The sequence below is a fragment of the Brevundimonas diminuta genome (assembly GCF_022654015.1).
In the GTDB taxonomy this organism is placed as follows: Bacteria; Pseudomonadota; Alphaproteobacteria; order Caulobacterales; family Caulobacteraceae; genus Brevundimonas; species Brevundimonas diminuta_C.
Genome location: NZ_CP073063.1, coordinates 2037066 through 2054317, shown reverse-complemented (window position 1 = coordinate 2054317; position 17252 = coordinate 2037066). Strand labels below are relative to the sequence as shown.

Here is a 17252-nt window from a genome sequence, read left to right as displayed (position 1 = left end):
TCGCCTTGGCGGCTCTGGCGTTCAGCAGCAGCGCGGCTCAGGCCAGGCCCTTGCGGATCATGGCGCTGGATCAGTGCGCGGATCAATATGTATTGGCCTTGGCGCCGGATGCGGACATCGCGTTGTCGCCGCGCGCCGACGATCCGGACGCCCGGCTGCGTCAGCAGGCGATTGGTCACAGGCGTTTGCGTCCGACGCTCGAAGCCGCCGTAGGTTTTCAGCCTGACGTCGTAGTGCGTTACTGGGGCGGCGAGCCACGCCTGCTGACGGCGCTGGCGCAGCGCGGGGTCAAGGTGGCCACGATCGAGGACGCGGTGAACCTGAATGGGGTGCGCCGGAATATCCAAACCGTGGCGCGCGATCTGGATCAAATGCAGCGCGGGCAGGCGTTAGAGCAACGGATGGACAGGCAGTTGGCCAAAGCGGCGCCGGTGAAGCGCACGGCTGAGGCGCCGGGGGCCGTGTATCTGACATCGGGGGGCTTCACCGCGGGGCCAGGCACGCTGATCGATGCGATGATGCGGGCGGCCGGATTTCGCAATCTGACGGCCACTCCCGGTTTTCGCGCACTCAGCGTCGAGCGAATCGCGATGAATCCTCCGGTGCGATTTGTGCTCGGCTTCTTCGATCAGCTGCGCGCCGACCTGCGCGGACCGGGGCGGCATCCGGTTGTCGCGCGAGCGGCCGAGGGTCGAACGGCGGCGCGCCTGCCCGCCGCGACCTTGACCTGCCCAGCCTGGTTCGCCGCCGACGCGGTGGAGATGATGGCCAAGGGGCGGCCGTGAACAGAACGGTTCGGCTGGGCTTGGTTCTGATCGGCTTGATCGTCGCGGCGCTGGCTCTGGCGGTGCTGGCCGGCGAGACGGCGTTCAGCGTCGATCAGTATGCGGCTGCATTCAGTGATCCGACATCCGGTCCGGCCGAGGTGCTGTGGCAGGTGCGGGCGCCGCGCGCGGTCTGCGCCCTGGTCGTCGGCGCGGCCCTGGGTTTGGCGGGCGCGGTAATGCAGGGGCTGTTGCGCAATCCGCTTGCCGATCCCGGCGTGCTGGGCGTGTCGGCGACGGCGGCCTTGGGCGCGGCGCTGGCCATCGTGCTTGGCGCTGCGGCCGTGCCGGGACTGGTCGAGGTGTCGGCCCTGGCGGGCGCGGCCTTGGCGGGCGGACTGTTGATCGTGGCGTCCAGAGCAATGCGGGCACCCGAGGCCCTGATCCTGTTCGGGGTGGCGCTGTCCAGTTTCGCTGGCGCGGCGACGGCCTTGATCTTCAACCTGTCGCCATCGCCGATCGCCTCGGCCGAGGTCATGTCCTGGCTGCTGGGATCGGTGCAGAACCGAAGCTGGGTCGATGTGGCCTGGGTGACCCCGGCCGTCATCGTCTCGGGCGTCTTCGCTGCCTTGTCGGGCGCTGGTCTTCGGATGCTGACTCTGGGCGAAGAGGGGGCGGCGACGTCCGGACTGAATATGGGACGGTTAAGGGCCTTCGCCCTGATCGCGGCGGCCTTGGCTACGGGGGCCGCGGTGGCGGTGGCGGGCGTTATTGGATTTGTGGGCCTGGCGGCGCCGCATCTGGTGCGAGCGGCGGTACGCAGTGATGCAAAACGAATCCTGGCGCCCTCGGCGCTGGCTGGCGGGCTGATGCTGATCGTGGCGGATTTGTTGGCGCGACTGACGCCGACGGATCAGGAACTGAAGCTGGGTGTGTTTACCGCCCTGATCGGCGCGCCTCTCTTCGCCCTGATCGCGTGGCGAGCGGCGCGGGAGTGGCGGCTGTGAGCTTGTTGTCGCTGGAGACGGTTCAGGCGCGGCTCGGCAAGGCCGTAGTGCTGGACGGGGTTAGCCTGTCGGTCGCGGCGGGCCAGGTCGTCGCTCTGTGCGGACCGAACGGCGCGGGCAAGAGCAGCGCCATCCGCGCCGCCGTGGGACTGCTGGAGACGACTGGCGGCCAAATCAGACTGGGCGACGCAAACATCGTCGATCTGTCCCATCGTCAGCGTGCGCAGCGCGTCGCCTATCTGCCGCAGGAACGTCGCATCGCCTGGAATCTGCCGGCGGTAGAGCTGGCGGCGCTTGGCGCGCCGTTTCTGTCAGGCGCGGATGCGCTGGCGCGCGCGCGAGCCGCTTTGGACGAGGTCGGCGTTGGCCATCTGGCGGACCGCGGCGTCGCCGAGATGTCAGGCGGAGAGCGCGCGCGGGTGCTGTTGGCGCGAGCCCTTGTCGTCGATGCGCCGCTGCTGTTGGCCGACGAGCCGATCGCGGGGCTGGACCCGGATGCGCAGCGTCTGGTGCTGGAGCGCCTGAGAGCGCGCGCTGACCGTGGGGCAGGGGTGATGGTCAGCCTTCACGACCTGACCCTGGCTGCGACCGTGGCGGATCACATCGTCGTGCTGGACCGGGGGCGAGTCGTCGCCGACGCCCCACCGATCCAGGCCCTGTCGCCCGCCGTCCTGCGCGAAGTCTTCGGGTTGGACGGTGAGTGGATCGAGGGGCCGAACGGGCCGCTTTTGGCGGCCCGCCGGGCTCAATAGGCGATATAGGGCCGCGCGCCCGCCGCCGATCCGCGCGAGATGTCGGCCGACGGCGTCAGCGGGGCCGTGCCGCCGTTCAGGCGGGCCTTGTAGACCGCCATGTTCTCCATCACCCGCATCATATAGTTGCGCGTCTCGGTGAAGGGCGCGCACTCGATGAAGTCGATGGTCTTGATCGCATCGCCGCGCGGGTCGCCGCAACGGGCGATCCACTGGCTTGGGCGCGCCGGCCCGGCGTTGTAACCGACGGTCGCCAGCAGCATGGAGCCGTTGTTCGCGGCCATCAGCTCGCCCAGGTGATAGCTGCCCAAGGTCATGTTGTAGTCAGGGTCCCACAACTGCTCGGCGGAATAGCTCATGCCCAGGCGGCGGGCGACGCCGGAGGCGGTGGACGGCAGGAACTGCATCATGCCGCGCGCATCGGCGCCGGAGCGGGCGCGGGGATCGAAGCTGGATTCCTGGCGTGTGATCGCCTGGGTGAATTCCAGCGGCGCGGCGCCGCCGACCTGGGGCGGGATGCGGACCGGATACATGCGCTCAGGCATGACGAAGCCTCTCTGGCTGGCGGCGCGCCCCACCATCATGGCGGTGAAACCCTCGCCATAGCTGCGCGACAGGTCCATCAGCAAAGCCAGGTCGTTGATCGTCGGCAGGTCGTTGTCGAGCTGATAGGCGAAGACGCGCAGCAGGCTCATTTCGCCCGTCTCGCCCAGGATGCGTGTGGCGCGGACGATCTCATTGCCTTCGAAGCGGGTTATGTCTGCTTGGGACGGCACAGGCTCGCCCGGCAGCTGAAGCGTGGTCATCCCCGCCTTCTCGGCCGCCAGCTGACCGTAGAAGGTCTGCCAGTGCTGGGCGCCGTTGCGATAGTAGGCTAGGGCGGCGTCGCGTTCGCCGCGCGCCTCGGCGGCGCGACCCAGCCAATAGTAGGCGCGGCCCTGAGTGATCGGCGTGGACGAGGCGGTGCGCAGAGCCTCGAAATGGCGGGCGGCGACCTCGGGCTGGTTCAGCTTGGTCAGGGCGACCCAACCGGCGAAGAATTCGGCGTCCACCATCCGATCGCCCGAGGTGAAGCCGTGGCCGTTCATGGCGTCATAGGCCGCGCGCCAGTTGCCCTGTTGAAGGGCGTCGAGGAAGTAGTTGCGGCGCTCGCTCCACAGGGTGTTGTCGCCGGTCGTGTGGCCCGGCGCCGGCGGAAGATTGGCCAGCAGAGCAAAGCCTTCGGACTGGCGATTTTGCGATCGCAGCAGGCGAACACGCTCCAGCACGACCGCCGGATCGGCCGCTTGGGCCGGCGTCAGATTGGCGATGACGGCGTCGGGGCTGTAAGCCGAGCGAAGGGTCATCACCGTGTTGGCGATGGCGGCGCGATCGGGCGAAACCAGATTGATCATGCTGCGCGTCGCCGGTCCGTGCGGACCGAGCAGCAGCATGTTCAGCCGCGCCTCATGATCGGCGGGTGTCAACCAGGAGCCCCATTGACTGAGGATACGCGATTGCGGCGCATCGTCGAACGAGCGGGTGCGCCACCAGTCGCGGACCAGGGCGCGCGCCTCATCCTGGCGGCCGCGCTGCTGCAGCGCGGAGGCGTAGGCGATGGCTCCCTCTACCGTCGTCGGCTTGCCGTCGGACATCAGGGACAGGGCGGCGTCCGCGCCCATGCCGGAGCGGTCCAGCACCTTTTCGGCGGCGGCGCGTCTTGATTCGCCGCGCGGCCATCCCGCCAGATCCGACTGACCTCGCGCGAGGTCCGAGTAGGACAGTTGCTCGCCCGAAGTGTCGATCAGCGCCCATTCGACCAGTTTGCGAGCCGAGGCGTCCCTGATCTGCGACATGGCGGACTGGGCGCCGAACACGTCGCGCGCACGGGCCGCCGCCAGCCCCTGGCGAAACAGCGCCGTGTCCTGATCGTTCAGCACGCGGCCCTGATAGGTCGCCGGATAGCCGGGCACGGACGAAGACGCCGAGGCATAGGGCACAGGCTGGGTGGGCAGGGCGTCCTGCGGGTTCGGCGCAATGACGGCGAGGGCCGCCGCCAGACTGGTCGCGATCATGATCTGTCCTGTTCCCATTCAATCCCGGTTGCGGCGGAGCCGCTGGCGACCTAACGTCCCGCGCTCATTGCAAAGGCGATGAACATCCGTCCATCGTCACTCCCCACGCAGGCCAGCTTAGTCTCATGAACGCCCCCTTGTTCAAGGGCGTGATCACCGCCCTGATCACACCACTTCGTGACGGAAACGTGGACGAAGCCGCATTCGCCAAACTGCTCGAGCGTCAGATCGCCGCAGGGGTTCACGGCGTCGTCCCGATGGGCACGACGGGCGAGGGCGCCAGCATGGACCTGGATGAGCACAAACACGTCATCGAGCTGTGCGTGCGCCTGACGGCCGGGCGCGTCGCCGTCATCGCCGGCACCGGATCGCCCTATACCAAGGAAGCCATCGACCTGACCCGCCACGCCAAGACGGTGGGCGCGGACGGGGCGCTGATCGTGACGCCCTATTATATTCGCCCGTCGCAGGCGGGCATGGCGGCGCATTTCGAGGCGGTGGCCGACGCCGTGCAGTTGCCGATCCTGCTTTACAACGTGCCCGGCCGGACGGGGGCCGATCTGTCCAATGAGACGGTCGCGCGTCTGGCGGCCCACCCCAATATCGTCGGCATCAAGGACGCCACGGGCGACATGAGCCGCGTCAGCTGGATGCGCGCGAACATCGATGGTCAGTTCGACCTGATCTCGGGCGACGACCCCAGCTATCTCGGCTACCACGCCCATGGCGGCGTCGGCCTGATCTCGGTGGCGTCCAATGTCGCGCCCGAGGCCATGGTCGCCTTGCACAATGCGATGACCGCCGGAGATTATGCGACAGCACGCGACTGGCAGGACCGACTGATCAGTCTTTGCAAGGCGCTGTTCCTGGACAACTCGCCCGCGCCGACGAAATACGCCCTGGCCAAGCTTGGCTTGTGCAACGAGGAGGCGCGTCTGCCGCTGTCGCCGACCTCCGATGCGGTCAAACCCTTTATCGACCGCGCCATGGCGGCGGCGGGCGTCATCTGATGGCCCCCAAGCCGCAATCGAAGTCCAAGGTCATCGCCGAAAACCGCCGCGCGCGGTTCGACTATTTCCTGGAAGACAATATCGAGGCCGGTATCCAGCTGCTGGGCACCGAGATCAAAGCGCTGCGCGACGGCCGGGCCAATATCGCCGAAAGCTATGCGTCCGTCGAAGGGCGCGAGATCGTGCTGATCAACGCCGATATCCCGCCGTACAAACAGGCGAACCGCTTCAATCACGAGCCGCGCCGACCGCGTAAACTGCTGCTGCACAGAAAGCAGATCGACAAACTGATGGGCGCGGTCCAACGCGACGGTCAGACCATCATCCCGCTGAAGCTCTATCTGAACGATGCGGGCAAGGCGAAGCTGGAGATCGCGCTGGCCAAGGGCAAGAAGCTGCATGACAAGCGCGAGGCCTCGGCCGAGCGCGACTGGCAGCGCGACAAGGCCCGGCTGATGCGGGACAAGGGCTGAGGCTCAGGCCTCGATCAGCGTCCGGGCGCGCGCGAAGATGTCCTCGAACATCTGCGGCGTCAGGCGACCCGTGCTCGTGTTCAGGCGGGAGCAGTGATAGCTGTTGAGAATGACGTAGCCGCCGGCTTCGCCCTGCGCGCCGTGACCCGCCGGCATCGCTGACGCGGGCCGTCCGAACGCTCTCAGGATGTTGCGGCGGGAGACGTCGCCCAGCGTCACGATCACCTTCAGATTCGGCAGCAGCTTGAGCCGGTCGATTAGGAAGGGGCGGCAGGTCGTCTCCTCGATCGGCAGAGGCTTGTTGCCGGGCGGGGCGCACCGGACAGCATTGGTGATCATGCAGTCCGTCAGCGTCAGGTCATCGTCGCCGTTCGGATCGTAATGGCCTTGGGCAAAGCCGGCCTTCTTCAGGGTGTCGTACAGCAGCCAGCCGGCGTGATCGCCGGTGAAGGGACGTCCCGTGCGGTTGGCGCCGGTCCGGCCGGGCGCGAGGCCGGCGATCAGCAGACGCGCGTTCGGATCGCCGAACGAGGCGGCCGGCCCGTTCCACCAGTCTGGATTCTGGCGCGCATTCTCCTTACGATAGGCGACCAGGCGGGGGCACAATGGGCAGTCGCGGGGCGGTTCGGGCGTCAGGGTCATTGGGCGGCCTTCGGGCGGCCGAAGTCGGCCATCAGATCGTTCAAGTCCAGGAAGGCGTCGGCCTGACGACGTAGTTCGTCGGCGATATGCGGCGGCTGGGTCTTCTGGGTCGAGATGACAGTGACCCGCACGCCCTTGGCCTGGACTGCCTGAACCACCCGCCGGAAGTCGCCGTCGCCGGAGAACAGCACCGCATGGTCGATGTGCGGCGCCAACTCCAGCATGTCCACCGCGATCTCGATGTCCATATTGCCTTTGATCCGGCTATGGCCGCTAGTGTCCGTGAACCGCTTCACCGGCTTGGTGACGACCGAAAAGCCGTTGTAGTCGAGCCAATCCACCAGCGGTTTGACCGGCGAGAATTCTTCGCCCTCGACCACGGCCGTATAGTAGTATGCGCGGGTCAGGATGGACCTCTCGCGGAACCAGTCCAGCATCCGCCGAAAGTCCATGTCGTGCTGCAAGGCGCGGGCGGCGGAGTAGAGGTTCGAGCCGTCGATGAAGATCGCCAGCCGGTCGGTGGGATGAAACATGGTCGAAGCCGTCGAGAGAGATGAAAAATCGGATCGCGCGGTCGCCGTCGGAATCGATGACGGGTTCGACCTGAATGATGCAGTCATCGTGGCCCTGGGCTGCAATGACAAGGGGGCTTGGTCGTCCTGCACCGAAGCGCTGGAGGCGGCGATCGCGCGTTTTCGGAGCGAAGGGATTGATGTAATCGCCCGCTCGTCGTGGTGGTCTTCTCAAGCCTGGCCCGATCCGCACGATCCCGCCTTTCTGAACGGCGTGGTCATCATCCGCACAGAACACGATCCGCATGCCCTGATGGCGGCGCTCGGCCGGATCGAGGACGCGTTCGGCCGCGAGCGGTCGGTTCGCAATGCGCCGCGGACGTTGGATCTGGACCTGATCGCCTACGGACGATTGAGCGGTGATCTGGAAGGATTGATCCTGCCCCATCCCCGCGCGGCCGAGCGGCGGTTTGTCATGGGCCCCATCTCCGAGATCGCGCCGGATTGGGTGCATCCCACGACGCATCGAAGTGCTGCGGCGCTCGTCGTGTCTGCCAAGGTGGGGACGGACGCCCATGCGGTCTAGCCGGCGGCGGATTGAGCTAGCGCTAATTCAGATGCGATTGGCCGCGCCGTTAGGATTGGCGATCGCAGTCGCCGCAGTAGCAGTTCTGATCTGCATTTTCGTAGTGCTGATAAAGCCCAATCCTGCTCGCTTCGATCCATGGAGCAGCATCCATACTGATGACCCCGGTGTTTATTGCAGAACGTATGGCGAGGGCGGGACGGTCTGCTCCCAGGTTCCTGAAGGCGTCCGAAACTTCAGAGAACGGCAAGCCACGGTCCCGCGAAGTGCGCCTTGACGCCCAACTTCCGCCCCTGTGGCGTTGCAAAAAGCCGTCCTCATCTGTATTTGACGCGGTTCTCCCCCGCGTTCGAGGAATTTCATGGCCCGCGTCACCGTCGAAGACTGCATCGAGAAGGTTCCGAACCGCTTTGGTCTGGTGCTGATGGCTGGCCACCGCGCCCGCAGCATCGCCAACGGCGCCGCCCTGACGATCGACCGCGACAACGACAAGAACCCTGTCGTCGCTTTGCGCGAAATCGCCGACGACACCGTCGTGCCGGACGAACTGCGCGAGACCATCATCACCACGCTGCAACGTGTCGATGAGCGGACGGAAGCCGAGGACGAAGCCGAAACGGTCGCCCTGCTGGCTTCGCCGCAGCACATGAACATGGCCGAAGCCGAACTGATCCGCGCGCTGCAAAGCGACCGCGACGGCGGTCAGGAGGAGCGGTACTGACGCCCGAGGGAGCCCCTGGCGTCACTATCCTGCCGGCGCGGACCGAGACGGTTCCGCCGGCGCCCCAAGCTGCAAACAAAAACGAGCCTCAGACGGCGCTCGTCGATCCCGCGCCGCAGCCCAAGCGCGCGCCGATCCTTCGCCAGTTCGAGCTGATCGAGGCCGTCAGGGCCTATGACCCTACCGCCGACGAAGCGCTTCTGAACCGCGCCTACGTCTATGCGATGAAGATGCACGGTTCGCAATTGCGAGCCTCGGGCGATCCCTATTTCGCCCACCCGATCCAGGTCGCGGGCATACTGACCGACTACAAGCTCGACACCGCCACCATCGTCACCGCCCTGTTGCATGACGTGGTCGAGGACACGACCGCGACGCGCGATGACATCGCCGGCATGTTCGGTGAAGAGGTCGCGGTCCTGGTCGAGGGCGTGACCAAGCTGTCGCGGCTGGAGCTTCAGGCCGAGCACACGCGCCAGGCCGAGAACCTCCGCAAGTTCATCCTGGCCATCAGCCGGGACGTGCGGGTGCTGCTGGTCAAGCTGGCCGACCGTCTTCACAATATGCGCACGCTCCAGTTCGTGAAGCCGGAGAAGCGCGAGCGGATCAGCCGCGAGACGCTGGAAGTCTATGCGCCCCTGGGTCGGTCGATCGGCATCCACTCGATCGCGTCCGAGCTGGAAGAACTGGCCTTCACCCATCTGAACCCGACGGCCAAGACCGCCATCGAGCGGCGGCTGGAAGCGTTGAAGCTGGAGCATGGTCGCGCCATCGACGGCGTTGCGAGCGAGGTCGAGCGGGTCCTGTCGGAAGCGGGCCTGAAGGCCAATGTCTATGGCCGGCAGAAGACGCCCTATTCGATCTGGCGCAAATTACAGCGCAAGTCGGTCGGCTTTTCGTCCCTGTCCGACATCTACGGCTTCCGCGTCATCGTCGAGGCGGAGGACGACTGCTATCGCGCGCTGGGTGTGATCCACCGCGAATGGCCGATGGTGCCCGAGCGGTTCAAGGATTTCATCTCGACACCCAAGTCGAACAACTATCGCTCGCTGCACACGACCGTCGTCGGCCCCCGGGGTCTGCGCATCGAGATGCAGATCCGCACCGAGGACATGGACCGGATCGCCGAGGACGGCGTCGCCGCCCACTGGCGCTACAAGAACCATTCCTACGGCTTCGACCGTGAGGCGATGGAGCAGGGGGGCGGGCGTGATCCGCTTCAGAACCTGCGCCATCTGGTTCAGGTGATCGAGCACGGCGAGGGCGGCGAAGACTGGGTCGAGCACGCCAAGCTCGAAATGTATCTGGACCAGGTTTTCGTCTTCACGCCGAAGGGGCAACTGGTCACCTTGCCGCGTGGGGGAATGCCTCTGGACTTCGCCTATGCCGTCCACACCGAGGTCGGGGATACGGCCGTCGGGGTCAAGGTCAACGGCGAGCTGAAGCCCATGCGTACGCCGCTCCAGAACGGCGACGTGGTCGAGATCATCCGTGGCTCCAAGCGTGAAGTGCCTGCCGACTGGCGCAGCCTGACAGTTACGGGCCGCGCGCGCTCCGCCATTCGCCGCCATATCCGCACCTCCGAGCGCGAAGAGTTCATCAAGCTGGGCCGCGTCGCGCTGGATCAAACCCTGGGCCGGGTCGATAAGACCCTGACCGACGTGTCGCTGAAGCCGGTGCTGGAGTTGCTGGCGGTCGCGAGCGACGACGACCTGTTCGAAGGCCTGGGACGCGGGCGGTTGTCGCCGACGACGGCGGCCGAAATCCTGTTCCCCGCGCTGAAGGGACGGCTGAAGGCTGGGCCCGAGAAGCAGCGCATCGAGGGCGAGAAGGCGCGGCTGTTCGTGCGCGGCGGCGGGCTGACTCCCGGCGTGTCGGTACACTTCGGTCAATGCTGCACGCCCGTTCCGGGCGACCGGATCGTGGGCATTCTGGAGCCCGAATCTGGCCTGACCGTCCACACCATCGATTGCCAGACCCTGGCCGCCTTCGCCGATGACGATTCGGTCTGGCACGATCTGCAATGGACCCCTCAGGCCGAGACGGACGCGGTCGCCGCCGCCCGGATTCGCGCGACGATACGCAATGCGCCGGGGGTGCTGGGTCAGGTCACGACCCTGATCGGCGAGGCCGGCGGCAATATCATCAACCTGTCGATGGCGCATCGTCAGCAGGACTTCTTCGACGTGGACGTGGATGTCGAGGTCGAAGACGCCAAGCATGCGACAATGATCATGGCGGCGCTGAGGGCCAATCCGTCGGTCGATTCTGTCGAGCGCGCGCGCGGCGAATGAGCGATTCGATAAAGCCGAACGCGGCGCAGATGGCCTCGCCGTCCTATCGCATGGCGGCGATGGATCAGGACTTCCTGCTGGGCGATTCGATGCGCGGCGTGCGGTTCCTGATGGAATACGCCAAGCCCGAGGAGGCGTTGAGGGCGTGGGGCGTGCGCTCGACCCTCGTCGTCTTCGGCAGCGCGCGCATCCGCGAAGGGCACCGTTGGTATGACGAGGCCCGCGCTTTTGGTCGACTGGCGTCCGAGCGCGGCGGAGCCTTGCGAGGTCGCGTCGGCGAACCCCCTGACGATGTCATCGCCACCGGCGGCGGCCCGGGGATCATGGAGGCGGCCAACCGCGGGGCCGTGGACGCGGGCGCGCCGTCCGTCGGTTTCAACATCACCCTGCCGCATGAGCAGGAGCCGAACGCCTATTCGACCCCGGAGTTGACGTTCCGCTTCCACTATTTCGCGATGCGGAAGATGCATCTGGCGATGCGCGCCAATGCGCTGGTGGTGTTTCCTGGCGGCTTCGGCACCTTCGACGAGATGTTCGAGATGCTGACCTTGCGCCAGACCAGGAAGGCGCCGCCGCTTCCGGTCGTTCTGGTGGACAAGGCCTACTGGACCTCGGTGATCGGTTTCGACGCCCTGGTCGAGCATGGAATGATCGCCGCGAGCGACCTGGACTTGATCGGTTTCGCCGAGGACGCGGAGGGCGTCTGGGCCGAACTGCTCGCGCGCGGGCTGCGGCCGAACGAAAACATCGAATGAAGCGTCGCCGCAGGGTTCATCCGCGCGCGATCCGGGTCTAGAACCCTGTCATGAACACTGAAGACGTCCTCAACGAGTTTCGCGATGCCGGCGCCCTGCGCGAAGGCCATTTCGTCCTGTCGTCCGGTCTGCACAGCCCGGTCTTCCTACAGAAGAATCTCGTCTTCATGGACGGAACTCGCTGCGAGCGGCTGTGCAAGGCGCTGGCGGACAAGATCACGGCCACGGTCGGCCCGGTCGATGTCGCCATCTCACCGGCCGTGGGCGGCATCATCCCGGGTTACGAGACGGCCAAACATCTGAAGGTCCGTTCGATGTATGTCGAGCGCGAGGGGGGATCGTTCAAACTACGCCGAGGTTTCTCGGTCGAGCCGGGCGAAAAAGTCGTCATGGTCGAGGACATCGTCACGACCGGCCTGTCATCGCGCGAATGCATCGCCGCCATCCAGGCCGCCGGGGGCGAGGTGATCGCCGCCGCCTGTATCGTCGATCGCTCGGGCGGCAAGGCGGATGTGGGCGTGCCGCTGATCGCCCTGGCGTCGCTGGACGTGCCCGCTTACCCAGCCGATGCGCTTCCGCGGGAATTAGCCGCGCTTCCGGTGGAAGATCCCGGCAGCCGCAGATTGTCGAAGTAGAGCCATGCGCGAACGGGTCAGGCTGGGCGTCAACATCGACCACGTCGCCACGGTGCGAAATGCGCGGGGAGGGACGCATCCCGATCCGGCGCGCGCGGCCGAGGCGGCGCTGGCGGCTGGGGCCGACGGAATCACCGCCCACCTGCGCGAAGACCGCCGCCACATCACCGACGCCGACATCGATGTGTTGAGCGCCCTGTGCGCCCGAGCCGGCAAGCCGCTGAATCTGGAAATGGCGGTGACGGACGAGATGCTGGCCATCGCTCTGCGCCACCGGCCGCATGCCGCCTGTCTGGTGCCCGAGCGGCGCGAAGAGGTCACGACCGAAGGCGGTCTGGCGGTCGCCGGTCACGAAGCTAGGATTGCGCCCGTAGTGAAGGCGCTGACCGACGCGGGCATCCGTATCTCGCTGTTCATCGAACCGTCCGAAGCGCAAGTCGAGGCCGCCGCCGCCGTCGGCGCACAAGTGGTCGAATTCCACACCGGCCGCTACTGCCATCTGACCGATCCGGCAGAGCGGGAGGTCGAGTTCGAACGCCTCGCCGCCGCCGCCGCCCAGGCCGACATCCTGGGATTGGAAGTCCATGCCGGCCACGGGCTGGATTACGACACGGCCCCGCGCATGCTGGCGATTCCGGAAATCCGCGAGTTGAACATCGGTCATTTCCTGATCGGCGACTCGATCTTCATCGGCCTGGACGGGGCGATCCGCCGGATGCGAGCGGCGATGGATGAGGCCAGATGATCATCGGCGTCGGCGCAGATTTGTCTGACATCCGGCGCATTCAAGCGTCGCTGGATCGGTTTGGGGATCGCTTCAAGACCCGCTGCTTCACCGAACTGGAACGCACCCGCTCGGATCGGAAGCCGGACCCGGCCTGGAGCTACGCCAAACGATTCGCCGCCAAGGAGGCCTGCGCCAAGGCCTTGGGAACAGGCATGCGGGCCGATGTCTATTGGCGCGACATGGGGGTGGTGAACCTGCGTTCCGGTCAGCCGACGATGGCGCTGACCGGCCATGCGGCCGAGCATCTGGTGCGTCTGACGCCACCCGGACACGAGGCGAAAATCCACCTGACGCTGAGCGACGAACATCCGTATGCGCTCGCCTTCGTGGTGATCGAAGCCTTGCCGCAGTCGTAATCAGGTTATAGGCGTGCGCGATGACCGCGCGGACGCGGCGAGGATGCCTGATCGCATGAGCGAAGACCAAAAGCCCGACGACGCCAATCGCGACGCCACTCCCGAAGAACGATTTGCGGCCTCGGAGGCGGACGCTCCGAGCAAGTCGGTTCAGGAGCCGACGACGGCGAACCAGAAGGTCTATGCCAAAACGCCCAAGGGCGGTGCCAAGGCGACCTCGGCGGCCAGTGAAACCGGCGAAATCTTCAAGACCATCGTCTTCGCCCTGCTGATCGCGATGGTGCTGCGCATCTTCCTGTTCCAGCCCTTCACCATTCCTTCGGCCTCCATGGAGCCGAACCTCTACGAAGGCGACTATATCGTCGTCTCCAAGTGGTCGTATGGCTTCTCCAAGCACTCGATCCCGTTCAGCCCGCCGCTGTTCGACGGGCGGATCATGGGCTCGGCGCCCAAGCGTGGCGACATCGTCGTGTTCAAACTGCCGCGTGACAACAAAACCGACTTCATCAAGAGGGTGATCGGCCTGCCCGGCGACCGCATCCAGATGATCGCCAACAAACTGTATATCAACGACAAGCCTGTGCAGGACGTCGTGGTCAGCGAGCAGGAGATCAACGACATCTTCGGACCGCGTCCTGTAACCGAGGTCCGCGAGACCCTGCCGGAAGGCAAGAGCTTCATGACCCAGGACTTCGGTCCCGGAAACGATCTGGACGACACCCCGGTCTATGAAGTCCCGGCCGGTCACTACTTCATGATGGGCGACAACCGCGACAACTCCATCGATAGCCGCGTCGAACAGTCCAGCGGCGTGGGCATGGTCCCGGCCGAGAATCTGGTCGGCAAGGCGCAGATCATCCTGTTCTCGTGGAAGCCCGGTTCGTCGCTGTGGAACCCCGTCAGCTGGTTCAACGTGCGGCTCGACCGGTTCTTCAACGTCCTGCACTGATGGCCAATCTGAGAGCCGAAGCGGTCGCGGCGCTGGAAACGCGCCTGGGACACAGGTTCAAGGACAAGGCCTTGCTGGAGCGCGCCCTGACCCACGCCAGCGTGGGCGAGGGCGCGCCGGTCGGCATCCACGGTCCACGCGACAACGAGCGGCTGGAATTCCTGGGCGACAGGGTGCTGGGCCTGCTGGTCGCCGAGCGACTGTCGGCCCAGTTTCCGACGGCGGACGAGGGCCAGCTGTCGTCCAGCCTGCACGCCCTGGTCGACAAGGGGGCCTGCGCCCGCGTGGGCGAAGCCCTGGGCGTTGGGGCTGCGCTACGGCTCTCGCCCGGCGAAACCAAGACCGGCGGACGCCGCAAGGCCGGCGTCATCGCCGATGCGGTCGAGGCTATACTGGCGGCCGTCTATCTGGACGGCGGACTGGATGCCGCTAAGGCCGTGTTCGAACGGGCCTGGTCCGACGAACTGGCGGCACCGCCGTCCCGCACCGTGACCAATCCGAAATCGGCGCTTCAGGAATGGGCGCAAGGGTTGGGGCGGCCGCTGCCGACCTATCGCGTCGCCGATCGGACGGGATCGGATCATGCGCCCACATTCACCGTCGAAGTGGCCGTGCAGGACGTGCAGCCCTTGACCGCGCAAGGACGTTCGCGTCAGGAGGCGGAGAAGGCGGCCGCAACGGCTCTCCTCAAACGTGAAGGCGTCATTTGACCGATATCGAAAACCAGCGCGCAGGCTTTGCCGCCATCATCGGCGCACCCAACGCCGGCAAATCCACGCTGGTGAACCGGCTGACCGGGTCCAAGGTCTCGATCGTCACGCAAAAGGTGCAGACGACGCGCTTCCCCGTGCGCGGCATCGCCATGGAAGGCGACGCCCAGATCGTGCTGGTGGACACGCCCGGCATCTTCACGCCACGTCGTCGCCTGGACCGGGCCATGGTCGCCTCGGCCTGGGGCGGGGCGGAAGATGCGGACATCGTCGTTCACCTGATCGACGCCCAGTCGCACATCAACGCCGATGGCCGCGAGGGCACGGCAGCCGATCGTCGCTCGGCCGAGGACACCGAGACCATCATCGCCAACCTGCAGGCCACCGGGACCAAGGTTGTTCTGGCGCTGAACAAGATCGACGGCATGCGCCGCGACACCCTGCTGGCCCTGTCGCAGAAGCTGTTCGAAAGCGGCGTCTATTCCGAGGTCTATATGATCTCGGCGGCCAACGGCGACGGCGTCGAGGACCTGAAACAGCGTCTGGCTCTGTCCATGCCCAAGGGGCCGTGGCTGTATCCCGAGGATCAGGCCGCCGACGTGCCGGTGCGGGTTCTCGCGGCGGAGATCACGCGCGAGAAGGTCTATCTGCGCGTCCATGAGGAGCTGCCCTATTCGGCGGCGGTGGAGACCACCAGTTTCGAGGACCGCGCCGACGGCTCGGCCCGGATCGAACAGACCATCTATGTCGAGCGCGAGAGCCAGCGGCCCATCGTCCTCGGCAAGGGCGGCCAGACCCTGAAATGGATCGGCCAGAAGGCGCGCGAGGAGCTGAATGAAATCCTCGGCCGTCAGGTGCACCTGTTCCTGACCGTCAAGGTCGATCCGAAGTGGCAGGACAGCCGCGCCCTCTATGCCCAGTTCGGTCTGGATTTCGACGTCTGAGTTCCTGTGTTTGATGTGCCGCGTACCGCCGGGGGGCATCCCCGGCTCGTTCTGGGCGTCCTCGGGGCGCTGATCCTTGGCGGCGCGGTCTGGGGCGGCATCGCCACGGCCGTGGCCCCCAAGACCGATGTGGAACTGGCGACCGAGCGCGCCGATGCGCCGCCACGACCACCCGTGGTCGTGGTTCAGGACCTGCCGCAACTGGCGGCGCGCCTGGATCGCGAAGCCGCTTCAAGACGCTTCATGGGCGCAGTTCTGGTGGCCAAGGGCGACAAGGTCCTGTTCCGCCAGGTCTATGGCAAGGCCAACTACGAGCAGGACCAGCCGCTGGCGCTGGGCTCGCGTTTCCGCTTGGCCTCGATCTCCAAACAGTTCACGGCGACGGCGATCCTGAAGCTTCAGGACGAGGGCAAGCTCAACGTCTCCGATCCGGTCTGCAAATGGATCCAGCCCTGTCCGCAGGCCTGGGCGCCGATCCGCATCAGCCATCTGTTGTCGCATACGTCGGGCATTCCCGATCTGATGGCGCGGCCCGGTTGGGGCATGCGCCGCACGACGCCGGCGGCGCTGGACGAACTGACCGAAGATTCAAAGCGGTTCGGTCTCCAGTTCGAGCCCGGCGCCAAGGTTCAGTACGACAATGCCGGGTTCAATCTGGCGGCCGCTATCGTCGAAAAGGCCAGCGGCAAGCCCTTCCAGACCTACATGCGCGAGGCCTTCTTCAAGCCTCTCGGTATGAAGGATAGCGGGCTTGATCTCGATGGCGGCGATCACGGCGTCATCATGGGTTACGCCAACTTTCCCGGCGGTCTGGCGGCCCAGCCGAACGCCAATACCTCGATCGTGGCGGGCGCCGGCGCGGTCTATTCGACGCTGGACGATCTCCTGGTCTGGCAGAGGGCGTTGCATCGCGGCGAACTGCTGACGCCAGCTAGCTATCAGCAGATGCTGGCCGACCACGCGCCGGCCGACACCAAGCCGAACGAGCGCAGCCATCCGCGTCGGGACTGGGGTTTCGGCATCTTCGCCAACCGTCTGGGCGATCAGGTGCGACCCAGCTTCCAGGACCGCCAGATTTATCACACCGGCAGCTGGGGCGGCTTCCGCAACCTGATGCTCTATCAGCCGGACGCCGACGTGACGGTGATCGTGCTGTCCAACAACTATCACCTGCGTGACCAGGTCTTCCTGATCAGTCAGCAGGCGATGGCCGAAGCCTTGGGTCACGAGTTTCCGACGACGCTGGCGCGCTGAGGCGCCCGACTATTTCCCGGCAAGGAGAACAGGAGTAGAACAGCGCC

At 66.0% G+C, this 17252-nt stretch carries 19 protein-coding genes; 16 read left to right on the top strand and 3 right to left on the bottom strand.

From position 1 onward, the window contains the following. Positions 1-5 precede the first annotated feature (5 nt). From KAK88_RS10195 to KAK88_RS10185, 3 genes are read left to right on the top strand one after another with little or no spacing between them, the layout of a single operon-like run. Positions 6-785 (top strand): ABC transporter substrate-binding protein, encoded by a 780-nt coding sequence (locus KAK88_RS10195; RefSeq protein WP_347264798.1) that lies wholly within the window; start codon positions 6-8, stop codon positions 783-785. Next, entirely contained in the window at positions 782-1771 is a 990-nt protein-coding gene (locus tag KAK88_RS10190; RefSeq protein ID WP_242076560.1) for a FecCD family ABC transporter permease, read from the top strand. The genes KAK88_RS10195 and KAK88_RS10190 overlap by 4 nt, the downstream gene beginning before the upstream one ends. Then, positions 1768-2523: an ABC transporter ATP-binding protein gene (locus KAK88_RS10185; protein WP_242076559.1), complete on the top strand. Its 756-nt coding sequence runs from the start codon at positions 1768-1770 to the stop codon at positions 2521-2523. The genes KAK88_RS10190 and KAK88_RS10185 overlap by 4 nt, the downstream gene beginning before the upstream one ends. Here KAK88_RS10185 and KAK88_RS10180 read toward each other — a convergent pair. After that, positions 2517-4577 carry a lytic transglycosylase domain-containing protein gene (locus KAK88_RS10180; protein WP_242076558.1) on the bottom strand — a complete coding sequence of 687 codons (2061 nt, stop codon included), beginning with the start codon at positions 4575-4577 and terminating at the stop codon, positions 2517-2519. The genes KAK88_RS10185 and KAK88_RS10180 overlap by 7 nt on opposite strands. 125 nt (positions 4578-4702) lie before the next feature. Between KAK88_RS10180 and dapA the strand changes: the two genes are divergently transcribed. Beyond that, a complete protein-coding gene (dapA, locus tag KAK88_RS10175; RefSeq protein WP_066628287.1) occupies positions 4703-5587 on the top strand; it encodes a 4-hydroxy-tetrahydrodipicolinate synthase in 885 nt (294 codons plus the stop codon). Further along, positions 5587-6060: an SsrA-binding protein SmpB gene (smpB, locus tag KAK88_RS10170; RefSeq protein WP_045810817.1), complete on the top strand. Its 474-nt coding sequence runs from the start codon at positions 5587-5589 to the stop codon at positions 6058-6060. Before dapA ends, smpB begins: the two co-directional genes overlap by 1 nt. Positions 6061-6063: 3 nt before the next feature. On the opposite strand, the gene KAK88_RS10165 is transcribed toward smpB, so the two are convergent. Further along, entirely contained in the window at positions 6064-6702 is a 639-nt protein-coding gene (locus KAK88_RS10165) for a uracil-DNA glycosylase (protein WP_242076557.1), read from the bottom strand. Continuing rightward, entirely contained in the window at positions 6699-7235 is a 537-nt protein-coding gene (locus KAK88_RS10160; RefSeq protein ID WP_161639160.1) for an NYN domain-containing protein, read from the bottom strand. Before KAK88_RS10160 ends, KAK88_RS10165 begins: the two co-directional genes overlap by 4 nt. Between KAK88_RS10160 and folK the strand changes: the two genes are divergently transcribed. The 11 genes from folK (at position 7234) to KAK88_RS10105 (ending at position 17205) form a co-directional block, all read left to right on the top strand. Then, positions 7234-7800 carry a 2-amino-4-hydroxy-6-hydroxymethyldihydropteridine diphosphokinase gene (gene folK, locus KAK88_RS10155; RefSeq protein ID WP_039245074.1) on the top strand — a complete coding sequence of 189 codons (567 nt, stop codon included), beginning with the start codon at positions 7234-7236 and terminating at the stop codon, positions 7798-7800. The genes KAK88_RS10160 and folK overlap by 2 nt on opposite strands. A gap of 361 nt (positions 7801-8161) precedes the next feature. Further along, entirely contained in the window at positions 8162-8521 is a 360-nt protein-coding gene (rpoZ, locus tag KAK88_RS10150; RefSeq protein ID WP_017504892.1) for a DNA-directed RNA polymerase subunit omega, read from the top strand. Between the two features lie 224 nt (positions 8522-8745). Beyond that, the gene (locus tag KAK88_RS10145; RefSeq protein ID WP_370458445.1) at positions 8746-10815 is read left to right on the top strand and encodes a RelA/SpoT family protein; all 2070 of its coding nucleotides are present in this window, start codon (positions 8746-8748) and stop codon (positions 10813-10815) included. Next, complete coding sequence (locus KAK88_RS10140; protein ID WP_242076556.1) at positions 10812-11570, top strand: TIGR00730 family Rossman fold protein; 759 nt, start codon at positions 10812-10814, stop codon at positions 11568-11570. Before KAK88_RS10145 ends, KAK88_RS10140 begins: the two co-directional genes overlap by 4 nt. Positions 11571-11620: 50 nt before the next feature. Then, positions 11621-12205 carry an orotate phosphoribosyltransferase gene (pyrE, locus tag KAK88_RS10135; protein WP_242076555.1) on the top strand — a complete coding sequence of 195 codons (585 nt, stop codon included), beginning with the start codon at positions 11621-11623 and terminating at the stop codon, positions 12203-12205. 4 nt (positions 12206-12209) lie between these two features. Next, positions 12210-12950 (top strand): pyridoxine 5'-phosphate synthase, encoded by a 741-nt coding sequence (locus tag KAK88_RS10130; RefSeq protein WP_242076554.1) that lies wholly within the window; start codon positions 12210-12212, stop codon positions 12948-12950. Continuing rightward, a complete protein-coding gene (gene acpS / locus KAK88_RS10125) occupies positions 12947-13348 on the top strand; it encodes a holo-ACP synthase (RefSeq protein WP_185224095.1) in 402 nt (133 codons plus the stop codon). The genes KAK88_RS10130 and acpS overlap by 4 nt, the downstream gene beginning before the upstream one ends. A gap of 55 nt (positions 13349-13403) precedes the next feature. After that, on the top strand, positions 13404-14297 hold the full coding sequence (gene lepB / locus KAK88_RS10120; protein ID WP_242076553.1) for a signal peptidase I: 894 nt from the start codon (positions 13404-13406) through the stop codon (positions 14295-14297). Continuing rightward, positions 14297-15007 (top strand): ribonuclease III, encoded by a 711-nt coding sequence (gene rnc / locus KAK88_RS10115; RefSeq protein WP_242076552.1) that lies wholly within the window; start codon positions 14297-14299, stop codon positions 15005-15007. The genes lepB and rnc overlap by 1 nt, the downstream gene beginning before the upstream one ends. Next, positions 15004-15951 (top strand): GTPase Era, encoded by a 948-nt coding sequence (gene era / locus KAK88_RS10110; RefSeq protein WP_242076551.1) that lies wholly within the window; start codon positions 15004-15006, stop codon positions 15949-15951. Before rnc ends, era begins: the two co-directional genes overlap by 4 nt. A 15-nt stretch (positions 15952-15966) precedes the next feature. Further along, entirely contained in the window at positions 15967-17205 is a 1239-nt protein-coding gene (locus tag KAK88_RS10105; protein WP_242076550.1) for a serine hydrolase domain-containing protein, read from the top strand. Positions 17206-17252: the final 47 nt, after the last annotated feature.

Excerpts from the sequence above, each read along its gene's own strand:
- KAK88_RS10180 (WP_242076558.1), bottom strand. The coding sequence starts at position 4,577 with ATGATCGCGACCAGTCTGGCGGCGGCCCTCGCCGTCATTGCGCCGAAC.
- dapA (WP_066628287.1), top strand. The coding sequence starts at position 4,703 with ATGAACGCCCCCTTGTTCAAGGGCGTGATCACCGCCCTGATCACACCA.
- smpB (WP_045810817.1), top strand. The coding sequence starts at position 5,587 with ATGGCCCCCAAGCCGCAATCGAAGTCCAAGGTCATCGCCGAAAACCGC.
- KAK88_RS10165 (WP_242076557.1), bottom strand. The coding sequence starts at position 6,702 with ATGACCCTGACGCCCGAACCGCCCCGCGACTGCCCATTGTGCCCCCGC.
- folK (WP_039245074.1), top strand. The coding sequence starts at position 7,234 with ATGGTCGAAGCCGTCGAGAGAGATGAAAAATCGGATCGCGCGGTCGCC.
- KAK88_RS10160 (WP_161639160.1), bottom strand. The coding sequence starts at position 7,235 with ATGTTTCATCCCACCGACCGGCTGGCGATCTTCATCGACGGCTCGAAC.
- rpoZ (WP_017504892.1), top strand. The coding sequence starts at position 8,162 with ATGGCCCGCGTCACCGTCGAAGACTGCATCGAGAAGGTTCCGAACCGC.
- KAK88_RS10145 (WP_370458445.1), top strand. The coding sequence starts at position 8,746 with ATGAAGATGCACGGTTCGCAATTGCGAGCCTCGGGCGATCCCTATTTC.
- KAK88_RS10140 (WP_242076556.1), top strand. The coding sequence starts at position 10,812 with ATGAGCGATTCGATAAAGCCGAACGCGGCGCAGATGGCCTCGCCGTCC.
- pyrE (WP_242076555.1), top strand. The coding sequence starts at position 11,621 with ATGAACACTGAAGACGTCCTCAACGAGTTTCGCGATGCCGGCGCCCTG.
- KAK88_RS10130 (WP_242076554.1), top strand. The coding sequence starts at position 12,210 with ATGCGCGAACGGGTCAGGCTGGGCGTCAACATCGACCACGTCGCCACG.
- acpS (WP_185224095.1), top strand. The coding sequence starts at position 12,947 with ATGATCATCGGCGTCGGCGCAGATTTGTCTGACATCCGGCGCATTCAA.
- lepB (WP_242076553.1), top strand. The coding sequence starts at position 13,404 with ATGAGCGAAGACCAAAAGCCCGACGACGCCAATCGCGACGCCACTCCC.
- rnc (WP_242076552.1), top strand. The coding sequence starts at position 14,297 with ATGGCCAATCTGAGAGCCGAAGCGGTCGCGGCGCTGGAAACGCGCCTG.